Raw genomic sequence first — 25347 nt, 5'->3', positions numbered from 1 at the left:
AAAAAGCCCGTCCCTGGCGGGACGGGCTTTTATCCGGTTGCAGCATGCTCTGCTGCACTGTTTTCTTGCCTGTACAGAATGCTCTATACAAGTGCCCTCTATATAGGCGAAGATACTTGTTAGCTGCTCTTCACCATCAACTGACTCTTGACGTCCTTGACGCCATCGATTGCCGCAGCCAGTTGCAATGCATGCTGACCTGCTTCTGCACTCGGGACCGAGCCGGCCAGGGTGACCACACCTTGCTTGGTAGTGACCTTGATCTTCAGCGCGGAAACCTGTTGATCCTCTACAAAGGCGGCCTTCACCTTGGCGGTGATAACGGAGTCATCGACATAAGCGCCGGCTTTCTGAGTAGTACTGCCCGAAGTGCCTTGCGATGCATCGGCGGCATAGGCTACTGGCGCCATGGCTACCGAAGAGATAATTGCGGCAGCGGCCAGCTTGGAAATCATGTTGGATGTTTGCATGGAAATGTCCTTTACCTGAAAAGTGGGTGACGACGCTTTATCAGCGCCACGCCCTCCCCTATTCGCAAGGCCCATGCCAGCAGGAAAAACTCCTGCCTTTTCAACGACTTGGAAATTGAGTTGCGAAAAAAGAAATATCAAATCAATGAAAAATGACCGATTTCCGTCGTGATTTGGCGACATACCATCAGTGACCACGGCTAACCCGTTGATTCTTATGGATTTAGTTTTGTCGCTCAGCGGCGACAGTATCGTCATCTCCGCGGAACAGGCTGGGATCAAGCCCATTTTTCTGGAGCAAGCGATAAAACTCCGTGCGATTGCGATCAGCCAGGCGTGCCGCATCGGCCACATTGCCGTCCGTCAATTTGAGCAACTGGATCAGATAGTCGCGCTCAAAGCGCTGTTTGGCGTCGGCATAGCGCAAGACTTCCAGCGATGGCACCTGCAATGCGCGCTGCACCAGTGTCAGCGGAATCAGCGGTCCGGTACATAAGGCACAGACTTGTTCGACCACGTTATAGAGTTGCCGCACATTGCCCGGCCAGGGCGCCACCATTAATGCTTCCAGCGCCTCTGGTGCGAAACCGTTGAGTTTCTTCTCATATCGGGCAGCGATGAGTTGCAGAAAATGATTGGCCAGCAAAGTAATGTCTTCACGCCGTTCAACCAGCGGCGGCAGGGCCAACGTCACCACATTCAGCCGGTAATACAAGTCGTCACGAAACAAACCCTCGCTCATGGCGACATCCAGATCGCGATGTGTGGCCGAGACAACCCGCACATCAACCGCCACCGAATCATTGGCACCGACCTGTCGTACCGAACGTTCCTGTAATACCCGCAGCAATTTGACTTGCAGCGGCAAGGGCATATCGCCGATTTCATCCAGAAACAGCGTGCCGCCGTTGGCTGCCTGAAACAATCCGACACGATTATCGACCGCGCCCGTGAACGCACCTTTGACGTGACCGAACAATTCCGACTCCAGCAATTGTTCCGGAATCGCGCCGCAGTTGATTGCCACAAACGGCGCCTCGGCACGACGGCTGGCCCGGTGTACCGCGCGCGCCAGCAACTCCTTGCCGGTGCCGCTGGCACCACGGATAAGAATACTGGCATCCGAGGTGGCAACCAGTTTGGCTTCGGCCAGCAATTCGGCCATGCGCTGGCTGCGACTGACCAGCTCCTCGCGCCAGGCATCTTCGCCAACCACGTGGTTCGAGGCCGTCAAGCTCAGTGCATAGGCAATTTTTTCCAGCAGGACCTTGCCGTCGTAGGGCTTGGTCAGATACGCGAAGGCGCCGCGCGCGGTGGCCTCAACCGCATCGGGAATAGAGCCGTGAGCCGTCAGCAGAATGACCGGCAGCGTCGCACACTGCGTGCGGATTTCATCGAACAGCGCCAAACCGTCCTTGCCGGGCAGGCGAACATCGGCAATCACCAGCGCCGGCAGATCCATCGCCAGACTCGCCAATGCTGCCTCGGCACTGGCGACGGCAGTCACCCTGTAGCCGCTGGCCGCCAACCGCAGCGACATGAGGCGCAGCAAATCGGCGTCATCATCGACCAGCAACAGATGCGGATGTGTCTGCATTTACTTGGCAACGGCCGGTGCAGGCTGTACCGGCAAGGTGCGCTCGATGGTTTTCAGGGCTTCCAGTTTTTCATTCAACTGATCCAGACGGCGCTGACTATCTTTGGCTTGCAGCGACAGGCGATCAACGTTTTCAGTGAGACGACGCATTTCTGCATAGTTGCTCACCAGCAACCGCGCCAACGGTTTGAACTGCTCCGCATCGGGCGCTGCCAACACATTGCCGAGCTGGGCCTGGGCCCGGGCCAGATCGTTGCTATCGCGACTCAAACCCAGCACCATGGCTTTTTGCATGGATAACAGAGCGCTGTCGGATCTGGCGTTCAGGTTCTGCAACTCCTTGTTGAGCTCGGCCTGAGAGAAGCGCCGGATCGATTGATGGTAGGCCAACAAGTCATCGACGCTGCCGCGGGTAGCGATCAATTTGACATTATCCGGCGTCGGTTCCACCGGTTTGGTCGCGCATGCCGCCAGCAACAGGCATAACAGGTAAGGCGATAGTTTAATTTTCATCAGGTAGCTCAATCCGGAAATGCGCCCCGCCATCCCGAGGCATCAGTTGTACGTTGCCATTATGTGCCTGCACATATTCACGCACGATGGAAAGACCGATACCGTTGCCGTTGCGTGCGCCTTGCGGTTGGTGCAATCCCTGGTAAAAAGGTTCGAAGATGCGTACGGTGTCGGTGGCGGCAACACCCGGCCCTTCATCCACGCAGTCGATGCGCACCCGGCCGGGACTGCCAGACAATACAAAGCGAATTTTCCCGCCTTGCGGACTGAAGCGCACCGCGTTGGTCAGCAGATTGGCCAGCGCAACGGCAATCTTGTCCGGGTCCAGCATGGCCGACCGGGCACCGCCTTCGACTTCAACCTGAATTCCGCGCGACGACCATTGCAGGCGCTGATCATCAATCACCTTATATAAGAGCGCCCGCATATCAATCGGCATGCGAGTAATGCGCTGAGCCGCAAATGCCACTTCGTTATAACGCAGCAGATCTTCAATCTGGGTCTGCAAGGCCGAAGTGTTCTGGCGCAGAATGCGGGCAATTTCACGCTGGCTGTCCGACAGCTTGCCGGCGACTTCATCATCGAGCAATGCCGCGCCCTCGCATAATGCCGCCAATGGCGTCTTCAATTCATGCGACACATGGCGCAGAAAACGCGACTTTTCCGCTTCCAGATCGGCCAGCCGCTGCCGCAGCCAATCCAATTGCTGTCCGAGTCGACGAATATCGGCCGGTCCGTTGACGACGATGGTTTGATCAAAGCGATTGTCACCGAGACGGCTGATTGCCATTTCCAGACGTGCCAGCGGACGCGACAGCCACAAACCGAACCAGAATGCCAGCGCTACTGCCAGCACAATGGCGCCGATGACCTGGAACGTCAGCATCTTGCGTTGCTGTTCCAGATCGTACGACAACGCATTGTTGCGCCGTTCGACTTCGTGTTTGCTTTCCTGTGCCAGTTCGGCATTGAGCGCCGGCAGCCTGGCAAATGCATCTGCCACTACATTCTGTTCCGCCTTGCGCTGACTGACATCCGATTGCAATACCTGGGCGGCGGCTTCGCTGTAGCTGCGCCATTCTTTGAACGCGTCGCTGCGCATTTGCGGCAATGCCGTGGACAGCGCCGTCAGCGCGGCCTCGGCTTGCTGCCGGGCTTCCTGAAAGCGATCACGAAACGCCGGGTCGTCCAATACCAGAAATTGCCGGGCGCTGCGCTCCATGGCTACCGTACGTTCATCGAGCCGTTGTGCATCTTCGGTCAGCCGCACGGCATGCTCCGCAGTTTCCCGGCTGTGCGTTGCCATCCGTTCCAGCGCGAAGAGTGCGTGCACCGAAGTGCCGCTCAACAAGGCAGCAATCAACAGAAACGCTGCCAGTAACAATTGGCGAAAAGACATCCCCGGGAAAACCCCGCGACGTGCAACAGAACCGGATTCTGTCTTCGACATTCAGTAGCTCTCTCTTAGCGTGTGGGTCACTATTGTAATCAACGGTGCCATGTTTTAATGCAAACCTTCGGGGTTTCCGAAGAAAATCTCCGGATTCAGCCTCAATCCAGCCCGGAAACGCGCACCGTCTGCAGGCTCCGACGTTCCCATATATCATGATTGCGGTTGCCTGCTTTGCAATCACAGCTTTATACCGATGGCTGCCGGGACGCGAATTTTCCGCCGCCGCGCCTGATCCCGTCAATCAACCTCAAGCCACAATGGAATCGTTGAAGTCCCCGGCCACAGCAAGTTCCCATCATATAGTCACCGCCGGCGAAGGGCTTCCGCCGGAACAGCGCGGACGTGCCATTCTGACGCTGCTGATTGCCGTCGGTCTGGCAACGCTTGACACCGCTATCGCCAACACGGCATTGCCCGTCATGGCAACCGATCTGCACACCACCCCGGCCGCTTCGGTCTGGATCGTTACCGCCTATCAACTGGCGATGATGGTCTCGCTGCTGCCGTTGGCGGCACTTGGTGAAATCATCGGCTATCGCCGCATATATATAGGCGGCCTGATCTTGTTCACGGCGGCTTCGCTGCTGTGCGCCGTGGCCTGGTCATTGCCGTCCCTGACGGTCGCGCGGTTCTTGCAGGGACTCGGCGGTGCCGGCATCATGAGCGTCAATACTGCGCTGATCCGCTTCATTTATCCCACCCGTTCGCTGGGTCGCGGCGTCGGCCTGAATACCCTGATTGTCGCCATTGCCTTTACGGTCGGCCCCAGCGTGGCTTCCGGCATTCTGGCCATCGCGCCATGGCCGTGGCTGTTTGCAGTCAATGTGCCGCTCGGCATCATCGCGATTGCCCTGGCATTTCCCTCATTGCCCTATACCCCGCGCTCGACGCATCATTTCGATATCAAGAGCGCGGTGCTCAACGCTGCGGCCTTCGGTCTGCTGATTCTGGCCATCGGCGAAGGCGCGCATCAGGCCGCCGCCAACGTGGTTGCCATTGAATTCATTGCGGCGCTGGTGTGCGGCATTCTGCTGTTGCGGCGCCAGGCCTCGCATCCGGCACCGATGCTGCCGGTCGACTTGTTTCGTCGTCCGGTATTCACCTTGTCAGCCATCACGGCCGTCTGTTCTTTCGCCGCGCAGGGTCTGGCATTCGTTTCGCTGCCGTTTTTCTTTCATCATGATCTGGGACGTTCGCAGGTGGAGATCGGTTTGCTGATGACCCCATGGCCGGTCGCAGTTGCCATCATGGCACCGATTGCAGGCCGGTTGTCTGATCATTATCCGGCCGGGATTCTGGGCGGCATCGGTCTGGCCATGCTCAGCGCCGGTCTGTTGCTGATGACGTTCATGCCGGAACAACCAAGCGTCTTCGAAATTTCATGGCGCATGCTGTTGTGCGGCATGGGCTTCGGCTTTTTCCAGTCACCCAACCTCAAAGCACTGATGACCGGCGCGCCGCCGGAACGCAGTGGCGGCGCCAGCGGCATCGTCGCTACCGCCCGTCTGTTGGGACAAAGCATTGGTGCTGCACTGGTCGCCCTGTGTTTCAGCGTTTCGGTATTGCACGGTGCCAAGCTGGCACTTGGTCTCGGTGCCGCTTTTGCCGGCGCTGCCTGTCTCGCCAGCTTTCTGCGTCTGTTGACCAAAACGCCGGTCAGCGCCACCAAACCATAAGTACAAGACGCGCGACCGGGTTCTCAGTCGCGTGCGGTAAATGCTGCCGTCGTCACCAATTCTTCCAGCATGGCGACGGTGGCACAGCCGGAAACGTCGTACGGATTGAGCGTGCCGGTCGCCGAATACTTGAGCAGCAGCGAGCGGTTGATCTTGTCCAGCCGGATTTTGCCCATCGTCCACGAAGCAAACTGGCGTACGCCGATTTCGCCATAGCTGAGCAAAATCACATCCTTGTGACGCTTATCCTGATGCAGCCGCGCCAACAGTTGATTGACCTGATCCCGGCTGCCTTCCAGTGCCTGGACAAAAATGTCCTCGCTGTAGCACAGCACCCCGGTAATGCCGAGCGACGGATTATGCCGGCGTGATGCTTCCAGAATGCTGTCCACCAATTCATGACTGATGGTGGAGCAGGAACGGCTTGCATAGATCAGACGTACCAGCATGTTTAGCCTCGCTTGGGGAGAAGTGCAAGAAATTCGCGGCGCAAATTGGCGTCGCGCAGAAAAGAACCGCGCATCACGCTATTGATCATTTTGGTCTCGGTATCCTTGACGCCGCGCCAGTGCATGCAAAAGTGGTCGGCTTCCATCACGATGGCGAGGCCGTCCGGCTGCAGTTTCTGCATCAACAGATCGGCGATCTGCGATACCGCCTCTTCCTGAATCTGCGGCCGGCTCATGACCCATTCGATCAGACGCGCGTACTTGGACAAACCGATCAGATTCGAGTGTTCATTCGGCATGACGCCGACCCAGACCTTGCCCATGATCGGGCACAGGTGGTGAGAGCAAGCGCTGCGCACCGTGATCGGTCCGACAATCATCAATTCGTTGAGGCGCTCGATGTTGGGGAATTCGGTGACCGGCGGCTGCTCTATATAACGTCCGCGAAATACTTCCTGCACATACATCTTGGCCACGCGTCGTGCGGTGTCCTGAGTATTGTGGTCGCTGTCGACGTCAATCACCAGACTCTCCAGCACGCCCACCAGCCTGGCCTGCACTTCTGCCTGCAATGCCGCCAGTTCACCTTCTTCGATGAAGTCGGCGATATTGTCGTTGGCATGAAAGCGCACTCCGGCGGCCTTGATACGTGAACGTATGCGGGTCGAAACCAGTTCGTCATGCACGCTTAACTGTGATTTGTCTGTTGCCATTGTGAGATGAGCGCAGCGAGGCGCAATGCGAATGAAATTGCCCACATTATGCCCCGAAATCGTTCCGGCCCTGATGCGCGCCACAGCGGCACCCGACCGGAGGGCGAAAACCCGGCTTGCATCCCGATAACGACAGTGCCGGCGCTTTCTTGATCCCCATTTAAGTTTGTTTGCCTGGATTTACATCGCATTAACTCCGGCTTACAGGGATTGCGACGATGATTGCCAGCAAGAACAATTGCAAGAACTTTCCGCAGGGGGGAACAACATCATGATTCAGCCACGTCTCGTCAGTCTTGCTGCCGCTTTGTGTTTGTTGAGCGCCTGCACCACACCGCAACCGATGATTGTGGGGCCGACCAGCGTGCGTCCGGTGTATCCGGTCGCCAATATCGAAAACAACGGCGCCATCTTCCGTGTCAGCAGCGCCCAGTTGTTCGAAGAGTCCACTACCCATTACGTGGGCGACATTCTCAAGGTCGATATCGCCGAATCGCTGACGGGAAGCACCAAGTCCGCCACCGATTCCAGCCGCAATACCAGCTTGGCCCAAAAGGGACCCGGCGCCGGCCAATCCATGAGCGGTCTGCTGGCTTCGATTTTCAATATCGATAAAACCGCGAGCGGCAGCGATGCGTTCAAAGGTACCGGTCAAACCCAAAACAGCAATTCGATGACCGGCAGCCTGATGGTGTCGATCATTGAAGTGCTGCCGAACGGCAATCTGGTGGTGGCGGGCGAAAAACGTATCGGCATGAATGGCAACATCAATACCTTGCGCTTTTCCGGCGTGGTGCGCTCGCGCGATATTCGCGGCGGCAATGTAGTGTCATCCAGCAACGTCGCAGACGCCCGTCTGGAACAGGTTGGCGGCGGCATGGTGGCAGATGCCAACTCGCCCGGCTGGATGCAGAAATTCTTCCGCGGTGTTCTGACCTTCTGGTAATCCTCAGCAGCTCATCTGATGCGGGCGTTCACGCTGAACGTCCGTTGCTGCTGCGACCCGGAATGCAACGGGTTGCGGCCTGCCCCTCTGCACCAGCGGGACTGGCAACTTCCCTCAACGAGGTTCCTGGCTACGCATCAACTGCCACTGAACGCCACATTGCTGGCTCTGGCCGATCCCTCTGTCACCGGATTGCTGATCAGCAAGGAATCCACTACCGGTCCCAGCTTGCTCGTGGTCGACGACCATTTGTCCTGGGTAACGTTATCGCCCCGGTATTGCCCGCTGCCAAGCACGCGGCCATCTTTGCGCAGCGTGATCGAGGCGAAAGTCAGATAGGGGGAATACTCGTCGCTGAACATCTTGGTATCCCATTTGACGGCCGCGTTGTACGCCAGCGTCACCGGACAATTGCCGGGTTGGGTACCGGCATCGTAGACCCGGCTGGCCACGCCGTGCCGCTGCAATTCGGTTTGCAGACTGGGAATGAAATCACTGAGCGCCACCGCGCCATTCCATTCAATACAGATTTCCTTGATTGGCGCATGGGCAAACACAATGGTGTTTTGCGGCGTGTTGGGCACCATCGACGCCATGCTGCTCGCCGCCGAACCCACCAGGCCGGCCGCTTGCAACAACGGGTTGACCGTCACCAGCGAGCATGCGGAAAGAGAAAGGACTGACAGCGAGACGGCAATGAGCTTTTGCATAGAGAAGATATTGTCGGCGATCAATAAAATTCATCATAGCCGCCGCTATCCGCGCCATCCTCTTGATTTACCCGATTTTACTCAGCGCCATGAAACGCTTTACATGGATCTGTGATCGTCCGCCGGCTTCCCTGGGCTATATCAAAACTTCGTCGCAAGATGCACAATGGGTTCCTGTTCCAGCTAAAACCCCCCACCCTCAGGAGTCCCTATCATGCGCCCCTCTTTGCAAACATTGTTGTTGTCTTGCAGCTTGCTTGCCGCTGCCGTCACCGCGCAGGCCGACACGCTCAAGTCGGATTCGGAAATGCGCCAGCTGGCCGACAAGGTGATGACGCAAGCCGGCAAAGGCGATATCGACGGTGCCTACGCCGCCATGACGCCGTATACCCTTGTCGATGTACGCACACTGGACGCAGCGCGCACCGGCGCCAGAAGTTCTCGCATGCAAATCGAACAGTATGTCGGCGCTTCGGTCGGCTATGAGTTCATTCGCTCCGAACGCGTCGGCGATTCGCTGCTGAAACTGGTTTATATAGAGAAAGCCGAAAAACAGGCGATACCGTGGCAATTCATTTTTTATAAGACGACCGCAGGATGGGCCTTGAGCGCCTTCAATACAGGTGACGATATCAACACGTTATTTTCGCGCTGATATCCATTTATCGCCTCCGTTTACCGGCACACAGGCCGGTAAAGGTTGGGTCGGGTCGATTCCGTTCAGATCAGATCAGGCGTTGTGGGCCGAGATCGGCGCTGTCGATCTCGGTCGGCGTGCCGGCGATGATATCGGCGATCAGACGGCTGGCGCCGCAGGCGGTGGTCCAGCCATTGGAGCCGTGTCCGGCATTCAGATACAGATTGGCATAGCGGGTAGCCCCGATCAGCGGTGCGCCGTCCGGTGTCATCGGCCGCAATCCGGCCCAATAACTGACCTTGGCCATATCCGCACCGTGCGGATACAGGGATGCCAGCGACTTGATGGCAGTGGCGCAATCGCGGGCCGTCACCCGCGTATCCCAGCTACCGATCTCAGCCGTGCCGGCAGCGCGGATATGTGACCCCATGCGGGTAATCGCGACTTTGTAATACTCATCCATGACGCCGCTGCGTGGCGCGGCATCGGCATCGATCACCGGCACCGTAATCGCATACCCCTTGACCGGATAGATCGGCAGCGGCAAACCCAGCGGTTTGGCCAGAGCCACCGAAGCACTGGCGCAGGCCAGCACATAGGCATCCGCCTGCAACACCCCGCCATCAGTGCGAATGCCCGTTATCGTACCGCCGGCAGCTTCGATGCCTTGTACCGTGGTCGACATGCGAAACGTCACGCCCTGCGTCTGTAACCAGCTGCCGAGCGCGCGGGCAAACAACGGGCAATTGCCGGTTTCATCCTGCGGCAGCAACATGCCGCCAACCAGTTGATCGCTGGCGACGCGCAAGGCCGGATCGAATGCTACGCAACCAGCCGCATCGAGCAACTGATACGCAACCCCGGCTTCGGCCAATACCCGTGCTGCCAGACCGGCGTTGTCCAATCCCTCCTGGGTGCGGAACAATTGCAGATTGCCGCCGCTGGTTTGTTCGTATTGAATGTCGAGCCGTTCGCGGATGGCTTTGAGTTGAGTATGGCTATAGCGCGCCAGCCGTCCCATACGCGCCTTGTTGACCGCGTAACGTTCAGCATTGCATTGCGACAGAAACTGACGTAACCATCGCCATTGATGGGTATCCAGACGCGGCGTGAACTTGAGTGCCGACTCCATGCCGAGCCAGCTTTGCAGCGACCACTTGAGCGACTTGCCTTTCATGCCCGGTGCCGCCCATGGCGTGGCATACGACGGACAAACGTGACCGGCATTGCCGACGCTGGTTTCGGCGGCGATATCCGGCTGACGGTCGACCACCGTTACCGTGTATCCCTTTTCGTGCAGGAAATAAGCCGTGGTAACGCCGACAATGCCGGCGCCGAGAACAATGATATGCATGGAATATTCTATAAAGTCAGACCGCCGTCGACATGCCAGACCTGACCGGTCACATAAGCGCATGCGGGACTAAGCAGGAAGGCAATCACGGCGGCGATTTCTGCCGGCTGGCCCAGACGTTGCATGGGAATGCGATCCAGCGCGGCGGCCCATGCGGCCGGATCGATTGCAGATTTGCCCGGATCGGATTTCTGCACGTAGCCGGGTGCAACGGCATTGACGGTAGTGCCGGACGCAGCCAGTTGTACCGCCAGCGATTTCACCAGCGCCTCGATCCCGGCCTTGGCTGCCGACGACGCCGGAAATCCCGAGTCACCCAAACGATAGGCATGTGCCACAAAAGAGCTGACCGCCACCACCCGCCCCTGCGGTGCAGCTTGCAGTGAATCCTTGCAGGCGGTGATCAATTGGAAGAAACCACTCAACAAGGCATCAATCGAGCGCGACCAGTCAGCCATCGTCAATTCACCGATGCGCTTGCGATCGGCAAAGCCGGCATTGGCCACCAGGCCATCGAGACGACCAAAGTTGTGCAAGGCAACATCATGCAGATGCGCGGCCGTAGTGCTGTCAGCCATATCGCCGAAGGCAGTGACGCAATGCGTGCCGCGCTGGCGACACTGTGCTGCGGTTTCCTGCAACTGCGGTGAATCGGCGCGTGCATGCAACACCAGTCCGACGCCATCGGCCGCCAGCGCGGCAGCCGTGGCCGCGCCAATACCGCGCGCGGCACCGGTAATCAAAATGACGCGCTGCGCCGGGGAAGGAGATGTCATGAGGGGAAAAGAAAAGTCATTCGGTTTGCCTGTCCGCATTACGGACGACGCGGCAGGCATCAAAACCACAGGCGCTATTTTAACCAATATGCGCATCGGTGACAGCAGGGAAAAATGCCATGTGTGGCGCTGTTGGCCTGCATCTGGAGGCTAATCTCCTTTACAATTGCGGCAGCTTTCAGGACCGGCATGCATGCCATGGGAATCGCCCTGCAATGGTGCGTGCAGGAACTGACCCGACAAGAATTTAAAGGAAATAATGATGTATCAATGGGACTTCGCGTCGCTCTGGCAATTCCGCAGCATCATCGCGGTCGGCTTCGGCTATACGCTGGCCTATACCGTGGTCTGTGTCTTGCTCGGTCTGCTGATCGGCTTGCTGGTCGGCCTCGGACGCCTTTCATCCAATCCATTGATCTCAGGCCCCCTGCGCGCCTATGTTGAAGTGTTTCGCTGTACGCCGGTGCTGGTACAACTGGTGTGGTTCTATTACGCACTGCCGGTACTGGTCGGCGTCGAAATGTCCGCCGCGACGGCGGCAATGCTGGCGCTGGCGTTGTATGGCGGCGCGTTTTATTCGGAAATCATTCGCGGCGGCATCGTCTCCATCGATGTCGGCCAGAGCGAAGCCGGTTGTGCGCTCGGCATGACGCGCTGGCAGCTGATGCGGCGCGTGATCTTGCCGCAGGCATTCAAGCGCATGACACCGCCGCTGGTCAGCCAGTCCATCATGCAACTGAAAAACACCTCGCTGCTGTCAGTGCTGGCAGTACCGGACTTGCTCTATCAGGGCCAGATCATCGCCCATGAAACCTACCGCCCGCTGGAAGTCTACACACTGGTAGCGGTGATTTACTTCTTGATCCTGTTGCCTGCGACGATCTGGGCCAAGCGTCTGGAAACACGTCTGGCACAGCAACAAGGAGCATGAAATGACTGACGCAATGATTGAAATCACGAATTTGAAAAAGGCTTTCGGCGACCACGTGGTACTGAAAGATATTTCCCTCAAGATCGACAAAGGCAGCGTAGTCGCCATGATCGGCCCGTCCGGTTCAGGCAAATCGACACTGCTGCGTTGCATCAACTTGCTGACCGTTCCCGATCTGGGCGACATCCGCGTCGGTGAACAACGTTTCAGCTTCAGCGGCAAATCAACCCGCTTGCCGAAAGATCGTGAACTGGCAAAATTCCGCACCAATACCGGCATGGTGTTCCAGCATTTCAACCTGTTTCCGCATATGACGGCACTGGAAAATGTGATGGAAGGGATGCTCACGGTATTGCACAAACCCAAAGCCGAAGCCCGCCGGCTGGCGCTGGAGTTGCTCGACAAGGTCGGTTTATCCGATCGCGCCGACATCTATCCGCAACGCTTGTCCGGTGGTCAGAAGCAACGCGTGGCGATTGCCCGCGCGCTGGCGATGCAACCGCGCGTGATGCTGTTCGACGAAGCTACTTCGGCGCTCGATCCGGAACTGGTCGGCGAAGTGCTGAACGTGATCCGGGCGCTGGCAGCCGATGGCATGACCATGATTCTGGTGACGCATGAAATTGCGTTTGCGCGCGAAGTTGCCGATCAGGTGATCTTCATGCGCGACGGCGTGGTGGTAGAAGCAGGGCCGCCATCGGTGGTGATCGACAATCCGCAGCAAGCCGCCACCCAGGCGTTCCTCACCCGTTTCAACGCCTGATCAGACGAGACCGCGTCGATGAAAACCCGCCTCGACATGCTCGACGAAACCGACCGCAAGCTGATTTCGCTGTTGCAAATGTCGGCGCGCGACAGCGTCGCCAATCTGGCGCGCAAGCTCGGCGTTGCCCGTACCACGGTGGTGGCGCGGCTGGCGCGGCTGGAAAAGAATCAGGTGATTACCGGCTATACCGTCAAGCTGGGACAGGAAGTCGCCGACAACAGTCTGCACGCCTATGTCGGCATCACGGTCGAAGCCAAGACGGCACGCGATGTGCTGAAACGTTTCCGGCGTATGCCGGAAATCGAGTTGCTGTGCTCGGTCAGTGGTGAGTTCGATTACGTCGCCTGGCTGCGCGCGGCATCGGCGGAACAACTGGATAAACTGCTGGACGAAATCGGCGACATCGACGGCGTCACCAAAACCACGACGTCCATCGTACTGTCGCGCAAGATAGACCGCTGATCCGGACCGGCCTCAGCCGGTCCGGTCCACACAGGTCTGCATATTGCACACAGACCCGCGACACTTCTTACAGTGGAATTTGCGGCGGTACATCTTCCGGCTTGACGCCGGACAACTTCTGCAGATTGCTCAACACGGTGGCTTTGACCTTGCCGCTGGCGCGTTCCTGTTCAATCCACTTGTTGATGTATTCCAGCCAGGCCTTGTCTTCTTCCTTCGGCACACCGATATTGGTCGAGGTCGCTTCCAGCGGCATCGGCACAATCATGGTGCCCAGGCTTGGATTCTTCTTGAGCACGTTGAGCGACAGCAGCCAGACCAGCACTTGCGCATCGACACGGCCGGTTTGCAATGCCAGGGTGGCATCGTCAGCCTTTTCCAGGCGAACGATGGTGGCTTTCGGACAGACCCGGCTGATCATCTGGTCATGCGACGAACCGATATCGACGGCAATCTTGACGCCGGGATTGTTCAACTCTTCCCATGTCTTGGGAGTGAAACCCTTCTTGGCGACGATGGTGAATGCATTGCGGAACAGCGGCTCCGAAAAACCCACCGTTTCACGGCGCGCCGGCGTCGGATTGAGACCGAAGAAAATGTCGATCTTGCGCGTCTGCAAGTCGAGCACCGAATTGCCCCATGTGGTTTCCAGCACTTCCAGCTTGACGTTCAGGCTGGCGGCGACGCTTTTGGCAAAGTCGATCATGAAACCGACCCATTCACCGGTCACCAGATCCTTGTTGTAGTAAGGCGCCTGACCGCGGATACCGCCGATGCGCAACACCTTGGTGCGCTTGATCCGGGCGAACGTGCTTTCGGTGCCGGGAGCTGCTTGCGCAAACGCGCCTGGCAAATATCCGGCGGCGGCGAGGCCCGCCAAATTGGTGATGAAACTGCGGCGGTCTGGCATTACATTCTCCCTGATTGAAAATTGAATAACGATTGGATGTCTGTTGATCGGCAAGGTCACGTACCCACGGTGCGAGAAAAAACTCGACGAAATTCAACGGCACCGCCGATTTTAATCCAAGCCTCACCGGACCGGGACCTTGTCTCACGTGAACTCATTTCAATTGACCCTTCAATTGACCCGGATTCGGTTGGAATGACTGCCTCATCATTGAGCAATAAAGTCATTTTGCATGATCAAACAATACATTTTGACTATAAACCAATCATAAACACGTCAATCTTCGTCTTTTTATCGTAACGCTGTCCTCCTACAATCTGTTCAAAGCAATCCATCTACAGAGTCAGGAAAGGAGCAGCATCATGAACATCATTTTATTGGGCGCCGGACATATCGGTCAGGCCATTGCCCGCCTGCTCAGCACCAGCGGCGATTACTCCCTCACCGTGGCCGACCGTGACACGCAGGCCTTGCACACGTTGCAGCATTTGCCACTGCGCGCCGTCACCATCGATTTCAATGATCGTGAAGCGGTAGAGCAGCTGATGCGCGGCCACGATGCCTGCATCAATGCGCTGCCGTATCAAATGGCGACCACCATGGCACAGGCTGCCAAGCTGAGCCGGGTGCACTATTTCGATCTGACTGAAGATGTGAATGCAACCAAGGCAATTGTCGCGCTGGCCGCCAATGCCGAGACTGCCTTCATGCCCCAATGCGGACTGGCGCCCGGCTTCATCGGGATTGCCGCGCATCACCTGGCGCAAGGTTTCGACACCATCCATGAAATCAAGATGCGGGTGGGCGCCTTGCCCGAGTTTCCCACCAATGAACTCAAATACAACCTGACCTGGAGCGTGGATGGTTTGGTCAACGAGTACTGCCATCCGTGCGAAGCGATTCGCGATGGTGTGCCGCAAGACATACAGGCGCTGGAAGGACTGGAGCATTTTTCACTGGACGGCGTCGAGTACGAAGCCTTCAATACTTCCGGCGGACTCGGCACCTTGTGCACCACGCTGGCCGGCAAGGTACGCCAGCTCGATTACAAATCGGTGCGCTATCCGGGCCATCGCAACCTGATCCGTTTCTTGCTGGAAGACTTGCAACTGCGGGATGACCAGGAACAACTCAAAGCCATCTTGCGCAAGGCGATTCCAGCCACCATGCAAGATGTGGTGCTGGTATTCGTGACGGTCAGCGGCATGCGTCAGGGCCAGTATCTGCAACAAGCCTTCATGCGCAAGATCTTTGCGACGCCGGCCGGTGCCTTGCATGAGAGCGCCATCCAGATCACCACTGCGGCCGGTATCTGCACGGCGCTGGACTTGTTCCGCCAAGGCAAATTGCCGGCCTCCGGTTTTATCCGGCAAGAGCAGATTGCCTTGCCCGATTTCCTGGAAAACCGCTTCGGCAAAGTCTATGGTCAACACGTGGCACACTAACGGCTGTTGATCATTCCGGAGCGAGACATGCCTTCCAGCAATTTGCATCAGTTACTGCAACAAATCCGCGGCGCGGCGGCCACGCAAAACCTGTTTGCCGTACTGCAGGTGCCGCCGCGCGCATTGCAGCCGCCGGCGGCGCAGGTCAGCCGGCTGGAAATTGCACAGGCACTCAACATGCTGCTGTTTGAGCAATTGCTGGATACCGTGCCCGAAGCGCGCGCCTATGTGGATGACGCCATTGCCGATGGCCGCAAGTTGCGTTTCGATCATGGCGCGTTGCGCACCGTGCTGACTACCGGCACCGGTGCCCTGCCGGCCGGCGAAGCTGCCATCACCCGGGTATTGCTGCCGCTCGGTTACCGCGCCAACGGTTTGTATCCGCTGGACCGCATCGGCATGACCGGCAGATCGTATGCGCACGAAGATGATGCCGAAGAAGTGGCGCAGTTCTTTGTCAGCGAATTGCATCCGGAACGCTTTTCTTCCGACTTTCAACAAACGGTCAGCCGTATCCTGTCGAGTTCGGTCGATCCGATCGACGCCGCCAGCGCCCGCCTGCTGGAACAACTGGCGCAAACCCGTGCCTTGCCGGTAGCCGATGCCGCGGCACTGTTACCGGTATTACTGAATTGTTTTTCCCGTCAACACGCATTGCCGACCTTGGCCGATTACGAACAACTGCTGCAAGAGTCGGCTGAAATGGCCTGGATTGCCACCGAAGGCAATGTATTCAATCACGCCACTGATCGCGTCGACGACGTCGAATCAGTCGCGCAGCGCCAGCGTGATCTGGGTCGTCCGATCAAAGACAAGATCGAAGTATCGCGCAATGGCCGGGTACGCCAGACCGCTTTCCGCGCTACCACTGTCGTGCGCATGTTGCGCGACGCGCACGGGCAACCGGTGGCGCGCAAAGTGCCCGGTTCATTTTATGAATTCATTGCACGCGATAGTTATCTCGATCCGGACACGAACGCCATGCGCCTGGACTTGAGTTTCGACAGCGGCAATGCCCAAGGTATTTTCAAGATGACCGCAGGAGCGGCGAAAGGCTGATCATGAATATCACTGCACTGCTGGCAGATCTGGGAGTCGATTACAGCACTCTTGCCGGCCAGGACATCCCTGCCAGATCGCCGCGTGACGGCAGCACGATTGCAGTACTGCGCAGCCACACCGCCAGCGAAGTGCAGCAGGCCATCGACAATGCCAGTCAGGCCAGTCTGCAATGGCGCAATGAACCGGCGCCGTTGCGTGGGGAATTGGTGCGCCTGCTGGGTCAGGTGCTGCGCGAAAAGCGCGATGCGCTGGGTCAGCTGGTCACGCTCGAATCAGGAAAAATCCTGTCGGAAGGCATCGGCGAAGTCCAGGAAATGATCGACATTTGTGATTTCGCCGTCGGCCTGTCGCGCCAGTTGCATGGTTTGACGATTACCTCCGAACGTCCCGGCCACCGCATGATGGAAACCTGGCATCCGCTCGGGGTCTGCGGCGTGATTACCGCCTTCAATTTCCCGGTTGCGGTATGGGCATGGAATGCTGCGTTGGCGCTGGTATGCGGCAATGCCGTGATTTGGAAGCCATCGGAAAAGACTCCCCTCACCGCACTGGCGGTACATGCGCTGCTGCAACAGGCGATAGCACGTCATGCGCGGCAAGCAGCAGTTCCGGCCGCCTTGTGTCAGGTCTTGATCGGCGGTGCCGAAGTCGGCGTCGCATTGTCGCGTTCGCCGGCCGTGGCCTTGGTCAGCGCCACCGGCAGCGTCGCCATGGGCCGCAAGGTCGCCGTCGAGGTAGCGCAACGTCTGGGACGCAGCTTGCTGGAACTGGGCGGCAACAATGGCATGATCGTGGCACCGAGTGCCGATCTTGATCTGGCCCTGCGCGCCATCGTGTTTTCTGCCGTCGGCACCGCCGGTCAGCGCTGCACCAGCCTGCGCCGCCTGTTCGTCGAACGCAGCAAGTTCGATACGCTGACGGCACATATCGAACGTGTATATGCCACGCTCAATATCGGTGATCCGCTCGCCGCCGGTACGTTGGTCGGTCCGCTGATTGATGCGCACGCCTATGCCAACATGCAGGCCGCCTTGTCACAAGCGCGCAGCGAAGGCGGCATGGTCAGCGGTGGTGAACGGATTGCCGGTCTTGGCGGCGAACACGCTTTTTACGTACGCCCGGCCTTGGTCCGCATGCCGCAACAAAGCGCCGTGATGCATCATGAAACCTTTGCGCCGATTCTGTATGCCCTGCCCTATGATGATTTTTCGCAGGCCATTGCATTGAACAACGCCGTGCCGCAGGGCTTGTCTTCCGCCATTTTCACCAACGACATACGCGAAGCAGAATTGTTCATGTCAGCCAACGGCAGTGATTGCGGTCTGGCCAACGTCAATATCGGCACCAGCGGTGCTGAAATCGGTGGCGCCTTCGGGGGTGAAAAGGAAACCGGCGGTGGCCGTGAATCCGGTTCCGACGCCTGGAAAACCTACATGCGACGCGCCACCAATACCATCAACTACAGCGGAGCACTGCCACTGGCGCAAGGCGTCTCTTTTGATATCGGGTGATTTCTCGCAAAGTCACCAGATTCATCTCGATTTCTTGACGCTTTCCTACAGAGGTAAATTTGCATCAGGATTGTGTAATTGTCTGGCCGGCAGTTTTACACTTCAGCCATGACAATACTCCGCTCCGCTTCCTCTGCCGCTTCCTGTTCAGCACTGTTGGCGCTGGCCGGCTGCGCCAACTTCAGCGAAGTTACCGATACCGGCGCCGGTGTCTACACGCTGAGCGCCACCGCCGTCAGCTATACGATGGCGATGCCGGCACTGACCGCCGCCGCCAAAGAAAAAGCCACCAGCTGGTGTGCCAGTCTCGACAAAGGCATGCAACTGCGGCAACAAGTGCGCGGCTGGCGGCCGATGCAGGTGGAGTTGAATTTCCGCTGTCTGGCGCCGGATGAAGCATCCGCGGCAACGGTCGCCTTCAAATAACCGCGCCGGAAAATCTGTGCGGGAACGTCTGTCCATCTGATTTGATATGATCGCAGGCAGCACTTCATTCCTGTCTCAGCCACCCCGCTCACCCAGTCGACGTACAAGGATCAGATATGTCAGCAGAATCAGGACCCGCACAACCGCCAGCACTGGACGACGCCACACTGGAGTTTGCCAATCAGGTATTTGAACTGGCGCGCAATGGCGACGGCGATACCTTGCGTGGCTTGCTGGCCAAAGGCTTGCCCGCCAACATCCGCAATTCCAAGGGCGACAGCATGCTGATGCTGAGCGCTTACCATGGCTTTGCCGATACCGTGAAGATCTTGCTGGAAGCCGCCGCCGATCCGGAAATTCGCAACAACAACGGCCAGACCCCGCTGGCCGGTGCCGCCTTCAAAGGCCATGCCGATGTCGTGCGTTTGTTGCTGGAACATGGCGCCAATGTCGAAGGCGCTTCACCCGATGGTAAAACCGCGCTCATGATGGCGGCCATGTTCAACCGTACCGGGATCGTCGATCTGTTGCTGGCGCATGGCGCCGACCTGCACGCCAAAGATCAGAGTGGTGTCACCGCCCTGGCCGCAGCGCAAGCCATGGGTGCACCCGACACCGTGCCGCAATTGCAGGCACGGCTGGCATCAGGCAGTTAATCAGGAAGCGTAGGGTTGGACATCAAGCGCTTTGCCGTCGGCATCAAAACCGGCGGCCAGCGCGACTGATTTCACGCCCATGGTCAGCAAGGCATCGCTGGCATCGTCTACTTCACTTTCCATATCGCGCCCCAGATCCAGCGGCTTTTCCGCAGTCGCCAGCACACGCCCGTCGCTGCCCAGCACCTGCACCCGCAATACCGCATCGCCACCATTGTCGGCGGCACCGATCACTGCCTGCGTTTGTGATGCAGCTACCCCCGCTTGTTGCAAACCATGATCCAGATCGGACATCATTTGCAGCATGAAGTATTCGGCGATACCGCGTTCCTTGCCGCCGTGGAACATGTCCTGATACAGGAAATGCACATCGAACTCGCGCTCGGGCGCCGCCAGACAGGCGTGCAGCACCGGCACCACCTGCTCGCTCCATTGCTGGAAGCGCTGCGCGCGTTGCGCAAAGTAGGCATCCATGGCCGCCTCTTCCGACGGTATCGCATAGAACGGGTCATCTGCCTTCTTGAGCGCAAAGCCGAGCAAGAAGCGCAATTCCACCGCGACATCATCCGCTGCGAAGCGGTTTTCCGGCCAGCCGCTCATGCTGCGGTCGATGGCCAGTGTCGCCTGTACTTTCTTATCGGTCATCGCGGCAAATGCATCGCGCACCATCGCATCCAGATGGCTGTAGGTAATGGCGTCGATTTCATCCAGGTGATACGCATGGCTGACCAGCACCACGGTAGCATCCGGGCTTTCCAGTTGCGCCGTCTTGAGACTTTGCGTCAGTGCCGAAAAAGCTTCATCGTTCTGGAAATTCTGTGCTTCGTGCAAACCGCCGAGCGTGCGCACGAACATCGGAATGACGAAGGCATTGACTTCAAATTGCTTCTCGCCGCGCTGGAACGATACCGATTCGGCATCTTCTTCAATCGCTTCCTTGAGCAAGGCATAGGCATCGAGATTGGTTTCGCGGACGCGTTCCAATGCTTCATACAGCAACTCGTCCTTTTGCTGATGCAGGCTTTTGCGGATGATCTTGCGGATATCCTTGCGTCGCTCCTGATACGCCGGCGCAGTTTCGCTCAGTGTCGCCAGACTCAGGGCCAGGTCAGCCAATGCCTGAATCTGACTATCCTCGATATAGTCGTCGGCGTCGTCATCGTGAGAGGAAACAGGTAATTTCGGCATGGTGTAGCTCGATTCAGGGTGGACAGGCAGGCATTGTAACAAGCCTGCCGCACCGCAGGCGCCGATTGATGCCGGTGTGGCACTGATCCGCAGGATTCACGATTACCGCGCTTCAGGTAAGCTGTCCGCACGCATCCGCGTTCTTCCACGTCAACCCGTAACGCCTTGTCAGGAAACCTCATGTATAAATTGCTCGTGCTGTATCCCTACCCCGACGATCCGCAAGCCTTCCTCGATTATTATCGCCAGCATCACCTGCCACTGGTGAAGCAATTACCCGGTCTGCTGGCATCCCGCTTCGGCCAGCCGCAAGCATTTGGCGCCAAACCCGCGCCGTATTTTCTTGTTTTTGAAGCAGAATTTGCCGATGAGCAAGCACTCGCGGCGGCGCTGAGTTCACCGCAAGGCAAGGCTGTCGGTGCCGATGTCGCCAACTACTCGCCCAAGGGCGCGACCATGTTGCGCTTGCTGGTCGAGTCCTGAGTCGCCCGCCACTGCAAAAAAAGCGGCGCATCTGCATGCGCCGCCAACTCAAAACTACCGAGACTACTGAGACCGGAACAAATCAGAATGCCGCAGGACGCCATTTCAGCAAACGCTTCTCCAGCGTCGTCAGCAAATAGTCGGCTGCCAGCGCAACGACCGCCAGCACGATCATTGCCGCAAACACGCCGCTGGCATTGAACGCACCTTGCGCGGTCGAGATCAGCAAACCGATGCCTTGACGGGAACCGAGAAACTCGCCGACTACGGCGCCGACCAAAGCAAAGCCGAAGCTGACATGCAAGCTGGCAAGAATCCAGCTCAAGGCCGAAGGAATCACCACCGCCGTCGTCACCTGACGCCGCGAGGCACCCAGAATCTGGGCATTGGCAATCATGTAACGGTCGGCTTCACGCACACCCTGAAACGCATTGCCGAACACCACAAAGAACACCATCACGAACGCCAGCGCCACTTTCGATGCCATGCCCAAACCCAGCGCAATGACGAAAATGGAACCGAGCACCACTCGCGGAATCGAGTTGGCAATCTGGATGTAGATGCTGAACACGTCCGACAACAACTTGTTGCGACCCAACAGGATGCCGGCAATCACGCCGAACACGGAGCCAATCAGGAAGCCCAGTACGGTCTCTTCCAGGGTCACCATCACTTGTACCCACAACGGGCCTTGCGAGGTGCCTTCCATGATCCAGTCATAAATCTGGATCACGATCAGCGATGGCTGGGAAAAGAAAAACGGATCGATCCACTGCAGCCGCGCCGACAATTCCCAGCCGCCGAGAATGAAGACCAGAATCGCCAGCCGCAAAAAAATCACCAACTGACGGCGCTGCCTTATTTTCTTTTGCGCCTCGCGCTCTACGATGGCCAGATCTTCCGGCGACATGGATGGCGGCCGTACCGGTTTGGTGGCCGAGGGTGCAGGCGCACTATATGTTTGTGTCATGGTCGTTACCTGTCGTCGTTAACTGATATGAACTTCTTCACGCAAATCAGCCCAGATTTTGCGAGAGATGTCGATAAAGCGCTGTTCGTAGCGAACCTCTTCCATCACGCGCGGACGCGGCAGGTCGATTTCGTACACGCTCTTGAGTGTGGCCGGACGGGCAGTCAACACGTAGACTTTGTCGGCCAGTGCAATCGCTTCTTCCAGATCATGCGTGACAAACACCACCGAGCCGGAATGGGCCGACCACAATTTCAGCAGCTCGTCCTGCATCAGCGTGCGGGTCTGCATGTCGAGTGCGGAAAACGGCTCATCCATGAGCAGGATTTCAGGGCTGTTGATAAAGGTCTGCGCCAACGCCACGCGCTTGCGCATGCCGCCGGAGAGTTGATGCGGATAGTGATCGCCGAATTTGTCGAGGCCGACGCGGCGGATCCATTCATTCGCCAATTGATAAGCCTCTTCTTTCGGCTTGCCGCGAAACAGCGGGCCGGCTGCGACATTGTCGCGCACGCTGCGCCACGGAAATACGGCATCACTTTGAAAGACGAAACCGATGCGCGGGTCGATGCCGTTGACCGGCTCGCCCATGATGCGTACTTCACCGACGGTCGGTTTCAGCAAGCCGGTAATCAGACTCAGCGTGGTCGATTTGCCGCAGCCGGTGGGACCGACGACGGCGCAGAATTCGCCGCGTGCCACGCTCATGGAAAAATCGCGCAACGCCACAGTAGCCTTGCCATCGCCGGTAATGAAGCGGCACGAAACATTGTTGAGCTCAATCGCCGGCGTATCGGCCGCAGCCGTACCGTTGACGGCCCTGAGTGTGGAGGTCGCAGTCTGGTTCATGGAATGTTTTCCCGAAGAGGGATTGCCGCCACAGATAGCGGCGGCAATCCGGTTTGTCTTATTTGACCTGATTCACAAATTCGTTTGTGTAGGTACGCGACAAATCGATTTTCTTGCCCTTGACGTTGGGATTGAATCCCGACAGCACCGACAATACCGTTTCCGGACCGCCAACCGGCATGCGGCCATCAGCCGAATACATCGGCAGCGAGTTTTGCAATGCCTGGACATACAGCGGCTTGTTGTTGCCGTAGTAATCCTTCGGCATCTTGTCGGCGATTTCCGCCGCGCTGTGGGTCTTGATGAATCGCAGGGTCTTGACGAAGGCGCGCGCCAGTTTGGCGGCTTCAGGCTTGTGGCTGTCCAGCCAGTTGCGCTGTACATACAGGCTGGAGGCCGGATACAAGCCGCCGAGCGCCTTGACGGTTCCGTCAACCGTGCGCATATCCACCAGCACCGATGCTTCGCCGGTCTTCAGCATTTGCGACACCGTCGGTTCGGTGGTCATGCCGGCATCGATGCGACCTTGCTTCATCGCCGCGATGAAGGTGTTATCCGCACCGACCGGCAACACCGAGTATTCCTTGGAAGTGATGCCATGTTTGTAGGCCAGATACTGTGTCAGGAAATTGGTCGAAGAACCGAGACCGGTCACGCCCAGCGTCTTGCCTTTGACATCGGCCATGCTCTTGATCGATGGCGCTTTGCTCGATACCAGTTCGACTTCGCCTGGCACTTGACCAAAAATCACGATGGCACTGATTTCCTTGCCTTTGCTTTGCAGGTCAATCGAGTGATCATAAAAGCCGACCACGGCTTGCACTGCGCCCGCCAGCAATTCATTCTCTGCATCGACGCCGGCCGGTTGCGATTGCAATTCGATGTTGAGGCCTTCTTCCTTGAAGTAACCCAGTTGCTCAGCCAGTTTGGCCGGCAAATACACCATCTTGGTGATGCCGCCCACCATGATCGTGATTTTGGGGGCATCGGCAGCAGCAGCCGTGACAGGTGCGGTAGCCATGGCGCTGACCAACAAGGTCGGCAGCAGCAATGCGGGCAGTATTTTTTTCATGTGACAGTCTCCGGTATCTTTTGGGATGGGCAGCTTGCGTCGTGCGTTGCGACGTCTTGTTATGTTTGGTCTTGCGAGGGAAATCATTCTATTGGGACATAACTTACAATCTGCTTTCTAAATCCGGCTATTTTTGGTTGCAGTGCAACATCGGCAATGCGTGCAATCGGCACTGCCACACCGGATGCAGGCGCCATGCAAATCAACATGGCGCAGCGTCCTCACTGAAAATAAAGAACCGGAATATGTCGCGAACAGCATTCAGGCATGTGGAGACGCTGGTGAAAAGCAGGCTGACGAGGAGGCCGGGATAAATGAAACGCCTATTGCACTGCGCATTACTGATCGCTGGCCTCAACGCACTGCTGATCTCGGGCACGAGGGCCGACGACAGCAAGATACGTCTGATGGTGGCGGGCATCGAAAAGCAAATCTATCTGCCGGTCAAACTGGCCGAGCAACTGGGCTATTTCAGGGAAGAAGGTCTCAATATCGAATTGCTGAGCGAACCATCGGGGGTCAATGCCGAAGATGAGTTGTTGGCGGGAGCGGTGCAAGGCGTGGTCGGCTTTTACGATCACACGATTTATCTGCAGGCACGCGGACGCGCGGTGCAGTCCGTCATTCAACTGATGCTGGTACCGGGAGAAATGGTACTGGTGTCAGCCGCAATGAATGAAAAAATCCGTTCTCCGGCCGACTTTCGCGGCAAGACACTGGGTGTGACCGGACTCGGCTCCTCGACCCATTTCCTGACCCAATATCTGGCACAGTCAAACGGCATCAAGGCCAACCAATACAAGATATTGCCGGCCGGCTCCGGCAATACGTTCATTGATGCGCTCAATACCGGCAAGATCGACGCCGGCATGACCACCGAACCCACTGCATCGCGCCTGGTTTCGAATGGCGATGCTCATATCCTGATCGATCTGCGCTCGGCCGAAGAAACCCAAAGAATATTCGGCGGCCCCTACCCGGCCGCCAGTCTTTACATGCAGGCAGCATGGATAGCCGGACACCGGTTGCAGGTACAGAAATTGGTCAATGCGCTGGTCAGATCGCTGAAATATATCCAGACGCACACGGCGACAGAGATTGCCATGGCGGTTCCGGAATCCTATTTTGCCGGCGACCGGAATGCCTATATCAGGACGCTCGCCGCCAGCAAGGCCATGTATGCGACCGACGGCCTGATGCCGGAGGCCGGACCGCCGACAGTACTGAAGACGTTATCGCTGATTTCGGCAGCAGTACGCCGGCAAACCATCAATCTGGCAAAAACCTATACGACAGAATTCGTGGAAGCCGCGAAATAGGTG

At 57.7% G+C, this 25347-nt stretch carries 27 protein-coding genes; 13 read left to right on the top strand and 14 right to left on the bottom strand.

Features of this window, described 5'->3' with window-relative positions:
- Positions 1-119: 119 nt before the first annotated feature.
- From AKL27_RS18630 to AKL27_RS18615, 4 genes are all read right to left on the bottom strand, one after another.
- Positions 120-470, bottom strand: coding sequence for a BON domain-containing protein (locus AKL27_RS18630; protein ID WP_050464355.1), 351 nt, complete (start codon positions 468-470; stop codon positions 120-122).
- A gap of 223 nt (positions 471-693) precedes the next feature.
- Positions 694-2067 (bottom strand): sigma 54-interacting transcriptional regulator, encoded by a 1374-nt coding sequence (locus tag AKL27_RS18625; protein ID WP_050464354.1) that lies wholly within the window; start codon positions 2065-2067, stop codon positions 694-696.
- Positions 2068-2580 carry a hypothetical protein gene (locus tag AKL27_RS18620; RefSeq protein ID WP_050464353.1) on the bottom strand — a complete coding sequence of 171 codons (513 nt, stop codon included), beginning with the start codon at positions 2578-2580 and terminating at the stop codon, positions 2068-2070. It lies immediately after the preceding gene.
- Positions 2570-4030 carry a HAMP domain-containing sensor histidine kinase gene (locus AKL27_RS18615; RefSeq protein ID WP_050464352.1) on the bottom strand — a complete coding sequence of 487 codons (1461 nt, stop codon included), beginning with the start codon at positions 4028-4030 and terminating at the stop codon, positions 2570-2572. The genes AKL27_RS18620 and AKL27_RS18615 overlap by 11 nt, the downstream gene beginning before the upstream one ends.
- 260 nt (positions 4031-4290) lie before the next feature.
- Between AKL27_RS18615 and AKL27_RS18610 the strand changes: the two genes are divergently transcribed.
- Positions 4291-5709 carry an MFS transporter gene (locus AKL27_RS18610; RefSeq protein ID WP_050464365.1) on the top strand — a complete coding sequence of 473 codons (1419 nt, stop codon included), beginning with the start codon at positions 4291-4293 and terminating at the stop codon, positions 5707-5709.
- Between the two features lie 23 nt (positions 5710-5732).
- Here AKL27_RS18610 and AKL27_RS18605 read toward each other — a convergent pair whose 3' ends face one another.
- Together AKL27_RS18605 and folE are read right to left on the bottom strand one after the other, a co-directional pair.
- Positions 5733-6158, bottom strand: a complete 426-nt coding sequence (locus AKL27_RS18605) for a BLUF domain-containing protein (protein WP_050464351.1) — start codon at positions 6156-6158, stop codon at positions 5733-5735.
- Positions 6159-6160: 2 nt separating this feature from the next.
- Positions 6161-6871 carry a GTP cyclohydrolase I gene (gene folE, locus AKL27_RS18600; RefSeq protein ID WP_050464350.1) on the bottom strand — a complete coding sequence of 237 codons (711 nt, stop codon included), beginning with the start codon at positions 6869-6871 and terminating at the stop codon, positions 6161-6163.
- A gap of 268 nt (positions 6872-7139) precedes the next feature.
- On the opposite strand from folE, the gene AKL27_RS18595 reads away from it, so the two are divergent.
- On the top strand, positions 7140-7817 hold the full coding sequence (locus AKL27_RS18595; RefSeq protein ID WP_408609777.1) for a flagellar basal body L-ring protein FlgH: 678 nt from the start codon (positions 7140-7142) through the stop codon (positions 7815-7817).
- 137 nt (positions 7818-7954) lie between these two features.
- On the opposite strand, the gene AKL27_RS18590 is transcribed toward AKL27_RS18595, so the two are convergent.
- Positions 7955-8527: a hypothetical protein gene (locus tag AKL27_RS18590; RefSeq protein WP_050464364.1), complete on the bottom strand. Its 573-nt coding sequence runs from the start codon at positions 8525-8527 to the stop codon at positions 7955-7957.
- A gap of 214 nt (positions 8528-8741) precedes the next feature.
- On the opposite strand from AKL27_RS18590, the gene AKL27_RS18585 reads away from it, so the two are divergent.
- On the top strand, positions 8742-9182 hold the full coding sequence (locus AKL27_RS18585; RefSeq protein WP_050464348.1) for a hypothetical protein: 441 nt from the start codon (positions 8742-8744) through the stop codon (positions 9180-9182).
- A gap of 70 nt (positions 9183-9252) precedes the next feature.
- On the opposite strand, the gene AKL27_RS18580 is transcribed toward AKL27_RS18585, so the two are convergent.
- Positions 9253-10518, bottom strand: a complete 1266-nt coding sequence (locus AKL27_RS18580) for a D-amino acid dehydrogenase (RefSeq protein ID WP_050464347.1) — start codon at positions 10516-10518, stop codon at positions 9253-9255.
- Between the two features lie 8 nt (positions 10519-10526).
- On the bottom strand, positions 10527-11294 hold the full coding sequence (locus AKL27_RS18575) for an SDR family NAD(P)-dependent oxidoreductase (protein ID WP_050464346.1): 768 nt from the start codon (positions 11292-11294) through the stop codon (positions 10527-10529).
- 262 nt (positions 11295-11556) lie between these two features.
- Here AKL27_RS18575 and AKL27_RS18570 point away from each other — a divergent pair, with 262 nt between their 5' ends.
- Genes AKL27_RS18570 through AKL27_RS18560 form a run of 3 tightly spaced genes read left to right on the top strand, consistent with a single transcriptional unit; the run spans position 11557 to position 13453 of the window.
- Positions 11557-12225 carry an amino acid ABC transporter permease gene (locus tag AKL27_RS18570; RefSeq protein ID WP_050464345.1) on the top strand — a complete coding sequence of 223 codons (669 nt, stop codon included), beginning with the start codon at positions 11557-11559 and terminating at the stop codon, positions 12223-12225.
- Between the two features lies 1 nt (position 12226).
- Positions 12227-12988 carry an amino acid ABC transporter ATP-binding protein gene (locus AKL27_RS18565; RefSeq protein ID WP_050464344.1) on the top strand — a complete coding sequence of 254 codons (762 nt, stop codon included), beginning with the start codon at positions 12227-12229 and terminating at the stop codon, positions 12986-12988.
- 18 nt (positions 12989-13006) lie between these two features.
- A complete protein-coding gene (locus AKL27_RS18560) occupies positions 13007-13453 on the top strand; it encodes an Lrp/AsnC family transcriptional regulator (protein WP_050464343.1) in 447 nt (148 codons plus the stop codon).
- Between the two features lie 67 nt (positions 13454-13520).
- Here AKL27_RS18560 and AKL27_RS18555 read toward each other — a convergent pair whose 3' ends face one another.
- Complete coding sequence (locus AKL27_RS18555; protein WP_050464342.1) at positions 13521-14363, bottom strand: transporter substrate-binding domain-containing protein; 843 nt, start codon at positions 14361-14363, stop codon at positions 13521-13523.
- A 362-nt stretch (positions 14364-14725) separates the two neighbouring features.
- On the opposite strand from AKL27_RS18555, the gene AKL27_RS18550 reads away from it, so the two are divergent.
- The 5 genes from AKL27_RS18550 (at position 14726) to AKL27_RS18530 (ending at position 19463) form a co-directional block, all read left to right on the top strand.
- The gene (locus AKL27_RS18550; protein WP_050464341.1) at positions 14726-15808 is read left to right on the top strand and encodes a saccharopine dehydrogenase family protein; all 1083 of its coding nucleotides are present in this window, start codon (positions 14726-14728) and stop codon (positions 15806-15808) included.
- Positions 15809-15835: 27 nt separating this feature from the next.
- The gene (locus AKL27_RS18545; protein WP_050464340.1) at positions 15836-16867 is read left to right on the top strand and encodes a DUF1338 domain-containing protein; all 1032 of its coding nucleotides are present in this window, start codon (positions 15836-15838) and stop codon (positions 16865-16867) included.
- Positions 16868-16869: 2 nt separating this feature from the next.
- Entirely contained in the window at positions 16870-18381 is a 1512-nt protein-coding gene (amaB, locus tag AKL27_RS18540) for an L-piperidine-6-carboxylate dehydrogenase (protein WP_050464339.1), read from the top strand.
- Positions 18382-18489: 108 nt separating this feature from the next.
- Positions 18490-18807 (top strand): hypothetical protein, encoded by a 318-nt coding sequence (locus tag AKL27_RS18535; RefSeq protein WP_050464338.1) that lies wholly within the window; start codon positions 18490-18492, stop codon positions 18805-18807.
- A 116-nt stretch (positions 18808-18923) separates the two neighbouring features.
- Positions 18924-19463: an ankyrin repeat domain-containing protein gene (locus AKL27_RS18530; protein WP_050464337.1), complete on the top strand. Its 540-nt coding sequence runs from the start codon at positions 18924-18926 to the stop codon at positions 19461-19463.
- Here the strand turns inward: AKL27_RS18530 and AKL27_RS18525 are convergent, their stop codons facing one another.
- The gene (locus tag AKL27_RS18525; protein WP_083439150.1) at positions 19464-20651 is read right to left on the bottom strand and encodes a DUF2863 family protein; all 1188 of its coding nucleotides are present in this window, start codon (positions 20649-20651) and stop codon (positions 19464-19466) included.
- Between the two features lie 180 nt (positions 20652-20831).
- Here AKL27_RS18525 and AKL27_RS18520 point away from each other — a divergent pair, with 180 nt between their 5' ends.
- Positions 20832-21134 carry an EthD family reductase gene (locus AKL27_RS18520; protein ID WP_050464336.1) on the top strand — a complete coding sequence of 101 codons (303 nt, stop codon included), beginning with the start codon at positions 20832-20834 and terminating at the stop codon, positions 21132-21134.
- Positions 21135-21216: 82 nt separating this feature from the next.
- On the opposite strand, the gene AKL27_RS18515 is transcribed toward AKL27_RS18520, so the two are convergent.
- The 3 genes from AKL27_RS18515 to AKL27_RS18505 all read right to left on the bottom strand — a co-directional run bounded on the left by AKL27_RS18515 (position 21217) and on the right by AKL27_RS18505 (position 23974).
- Complete coding sequence (locus AKL27_RS18515) at positions 21217-22044, bottom strand: ABC transporter permease (protein WP_050464335.1); 828 nt, start codon at positions 22042-22044, stop codon at positions 21217-21219.
- A gap of 78 nt (positions 22045-22122) precedes the next feature.
- Positions 22123-22953 carry an ABC transporter ATP-binding protein gene (locus AKL27_RS18510; RefSeq protein ID WP_050464334.1) on the bottom strand — a complete coding sequence of 277 codons (831 nt, stop codon included), beginning with the start codon at positions 22951-22953 and terminating at the stop codon, positions 22123-22125.
- Positions 22954-23011: 58 nt separating this feature from the next.
- Complete coding sequence (locus AKL27_RS18505) at positions 23012-23974, bottom strand: ABC transporter substrate-binding protein (RefSeq protein ID WP_232311026.1); 963 nt, start codon at positions 23972-23974, stop codon at positions 23012-23014.
- 365 nt (positions 23975-24339) lie between these two features.
- Here AKL27_RS18505 and AKL27_RS18500 point away from each other — a divergent pair, with 365 nt between their 5' ends.
- Positions 24340-25344 carry an ABC transporter substrate-binding protein gene (locus AKL27_RS18500; protein WP_050464332.1) on the top strand — a complete coding sequence of 335 codons (1005 nt, stop codon included), beginning with the start codon at positions 24340-24342 and terminating at the stop codon, positions 25342-25344.
- Positions 25345-25347: the final 3 nt, after the last annotated feature.

It is taken from the genome of Herbaspirillum autotrophicum, from assembly GCF_001189915.1.
Taxonomy (GTDB): Bacteria; Pseudomonadota; Gammaproteobacteria; order Burkholderiales; family Burkholderiaceae_D; genus Herbaspirillum; species Herbaspirillum autotrophicum.
This window is presented reverse-complemented; position numbering and strand designations above follow the sequence as displayed.

Coding starts and splice junctions, on each gene's coding strand:
- AKL27_RS18630 (WP_050464355.1), bottom strand. CDS start 470: ATGCAAACATCCAACATGATTTCCAAGCTGGCCGCTGCCGCAATTATC.
- AKL27_RS18625 (WP_050464354.1), bottom strand. CDS start 2,067: ATGCAGACACATCCGCATCTGTTGCTGGTCGATGATGACGCCGATTTG.
- AKL27_RS18620 (WP_050464353.1), bottom strand. CDS start 2,580: ATGAAAATTAAACTATCGCCTTACCTGTTATGCCTGTTGCTGGCGGCA.
- AKL27_RS18615 (WP_050464352.1), bottom strand. CDS start 4,030: ATGTCGAAGACAGAATCCGGTTCTGTTGCACGTCGCGGGGTTTTCCCG.
- AKL27_RS18610 (WP_050464365.1), top strand. CDS start 4,291: ATGGAATCGTTGAAGTCCCCGGCCACAGCAAGTTCCCATCATATAGTC.
- AKL27_RS18605 (WP_050464351.1), bottom strand. CDS start 6,158: ATGCTGGTACGTCTGATCTATGCAAGCCGTTCCTGCTCCACCATCAGT.
- folE (WP_050464350.1), bottom strand. CDS start 6,871: ATGGCAACAGACAAATCACAGTTAAGCGTGCATGACGAACTGGTTTCG.
- AKL27_RS18590 (WP_050464364.1), bottom strand. CDS start 8,527: ATGCAAAAGCTCATTGCCGTCTCGCTGTCAGTCCTTTCTCTTTCCGCA.
- AKL27_RS18585 (WP_050464348.1), top strand. CDS start 8,742: ATGCGCCCCTCTTTGCAAACATTGTTGTTGTCTTGCAGCTTGCTTGCC.
- AKL27_RS18580 (WP_050464347.1), bottom strand. CDS start 10,518: ATGCATATCATTGTTCTCGGCGCCGGCATTGTCGGCGTTACCACGGCT.
- AKL27_RS18575 (WP_050464346.1), bottom strand. CDS start 11,294: ATGACATCTCCTTCCCCGGCGCAGCGCGTCATTTTGATTACCGGTGCC.
- AKL27_RS18570 (WP_050464345.1), top strand. CDS start 11,557: ATGTATCAATGGGACTTCGCGTCGCTCTGGCAATTCCGCAGCATCATC.
- AKL27_RS18565 (WP_050464344.1), top strand. CDS start 12,227: ATGACTGACGCAATGATTGAAATCACGAATTTGAAAAAGGCTTTCGGC.
- AKL27_RS18560 (WP_050464343.1), top strand. CDS start 13,007: ATGAAAACCCGCCTCGACATGCTCGACGAAACCGACCGCAAGCTGATT.
- AKL27_RS18555 (WP_050464342.1), bottom strand. CDS start 14,363: ATGCCAGACCGCCGCAGTTTCATCACCAATTTGGCGGGCCTCGCCGCC.
- AKL27_RS18550 (WP_050464341.1), top strand. CDS start 14,726: ATGAACATCATTTTATTGGGCGCCGGACATATCGGTCAGGCCATTGCC.
- AKL27_RS18545 (WP_050464340.1), top strand. CDS start 15,836: ATGCCTTCCAGCAATTTGCATCAGTTACTGCAACAAATCCGCGGCGCG.
- amaB (WP_050464339.1), top strand. CDS start 16,870: ATGAATATCACTGCACTGCTGGCAGATCTGGGAGTCGATTACAGCACT.
- AKL27_RS18535 (WP_050464338.1), top strand. CDS start 18,490: ATGACAATACTCCGCTCCGCTTCCTCTGCCGCTTCCTGTTCAGCACTG.
- AKL27_RS18530 (WP_050464337.1), top strand. CDS start 18,924: ATGTCAGCAGAATCAGGACCCGCACAACCGCCAGCACTGGACGACGCC.
- AKL27_RS18525 (WP_083439150.1), bottom strand. CDS start 20,651: ATGCCGAAATTACCTGTTTCCTCTCACGATGACGACGCCGACGACTAT.
- AKL27_RS18520 (WP_050464336.1), top strand. CDS start 20,832: ATGTATAAATTGCTCGTGCTGTATCCCTACCCCGACGATCCGCAAGCC.
- AKL27_RS18515 (WP_050464335.1), bottom strand. CDS start 22,044: ATGTCGCCGGAAGATCTGGCCATCGTAGAGCGCGAGGCGCAAAAGAAA.
- AKL27_RS18510 (WP_050464334.1), bottom strand. CDS start 22,953: ATGAACCAGACTGCGACCTCCACACTCAGGGCCGTCAACGGTACGGCT.
- AKL27_RS18505 (WP_232311026.1), bottom strand. CDS start 23,974: ATGGCTACCGCACCTGTCACGGCTGCTGCTGCCGATGCCCCCAAAATC.
- AKL27_RS18500 (WP_050464332.1), top strand. CDS start 24,340: ATGAAACGCCTATTGCACTGCGCATTACTGATCGCTGGCCTCAACGCA.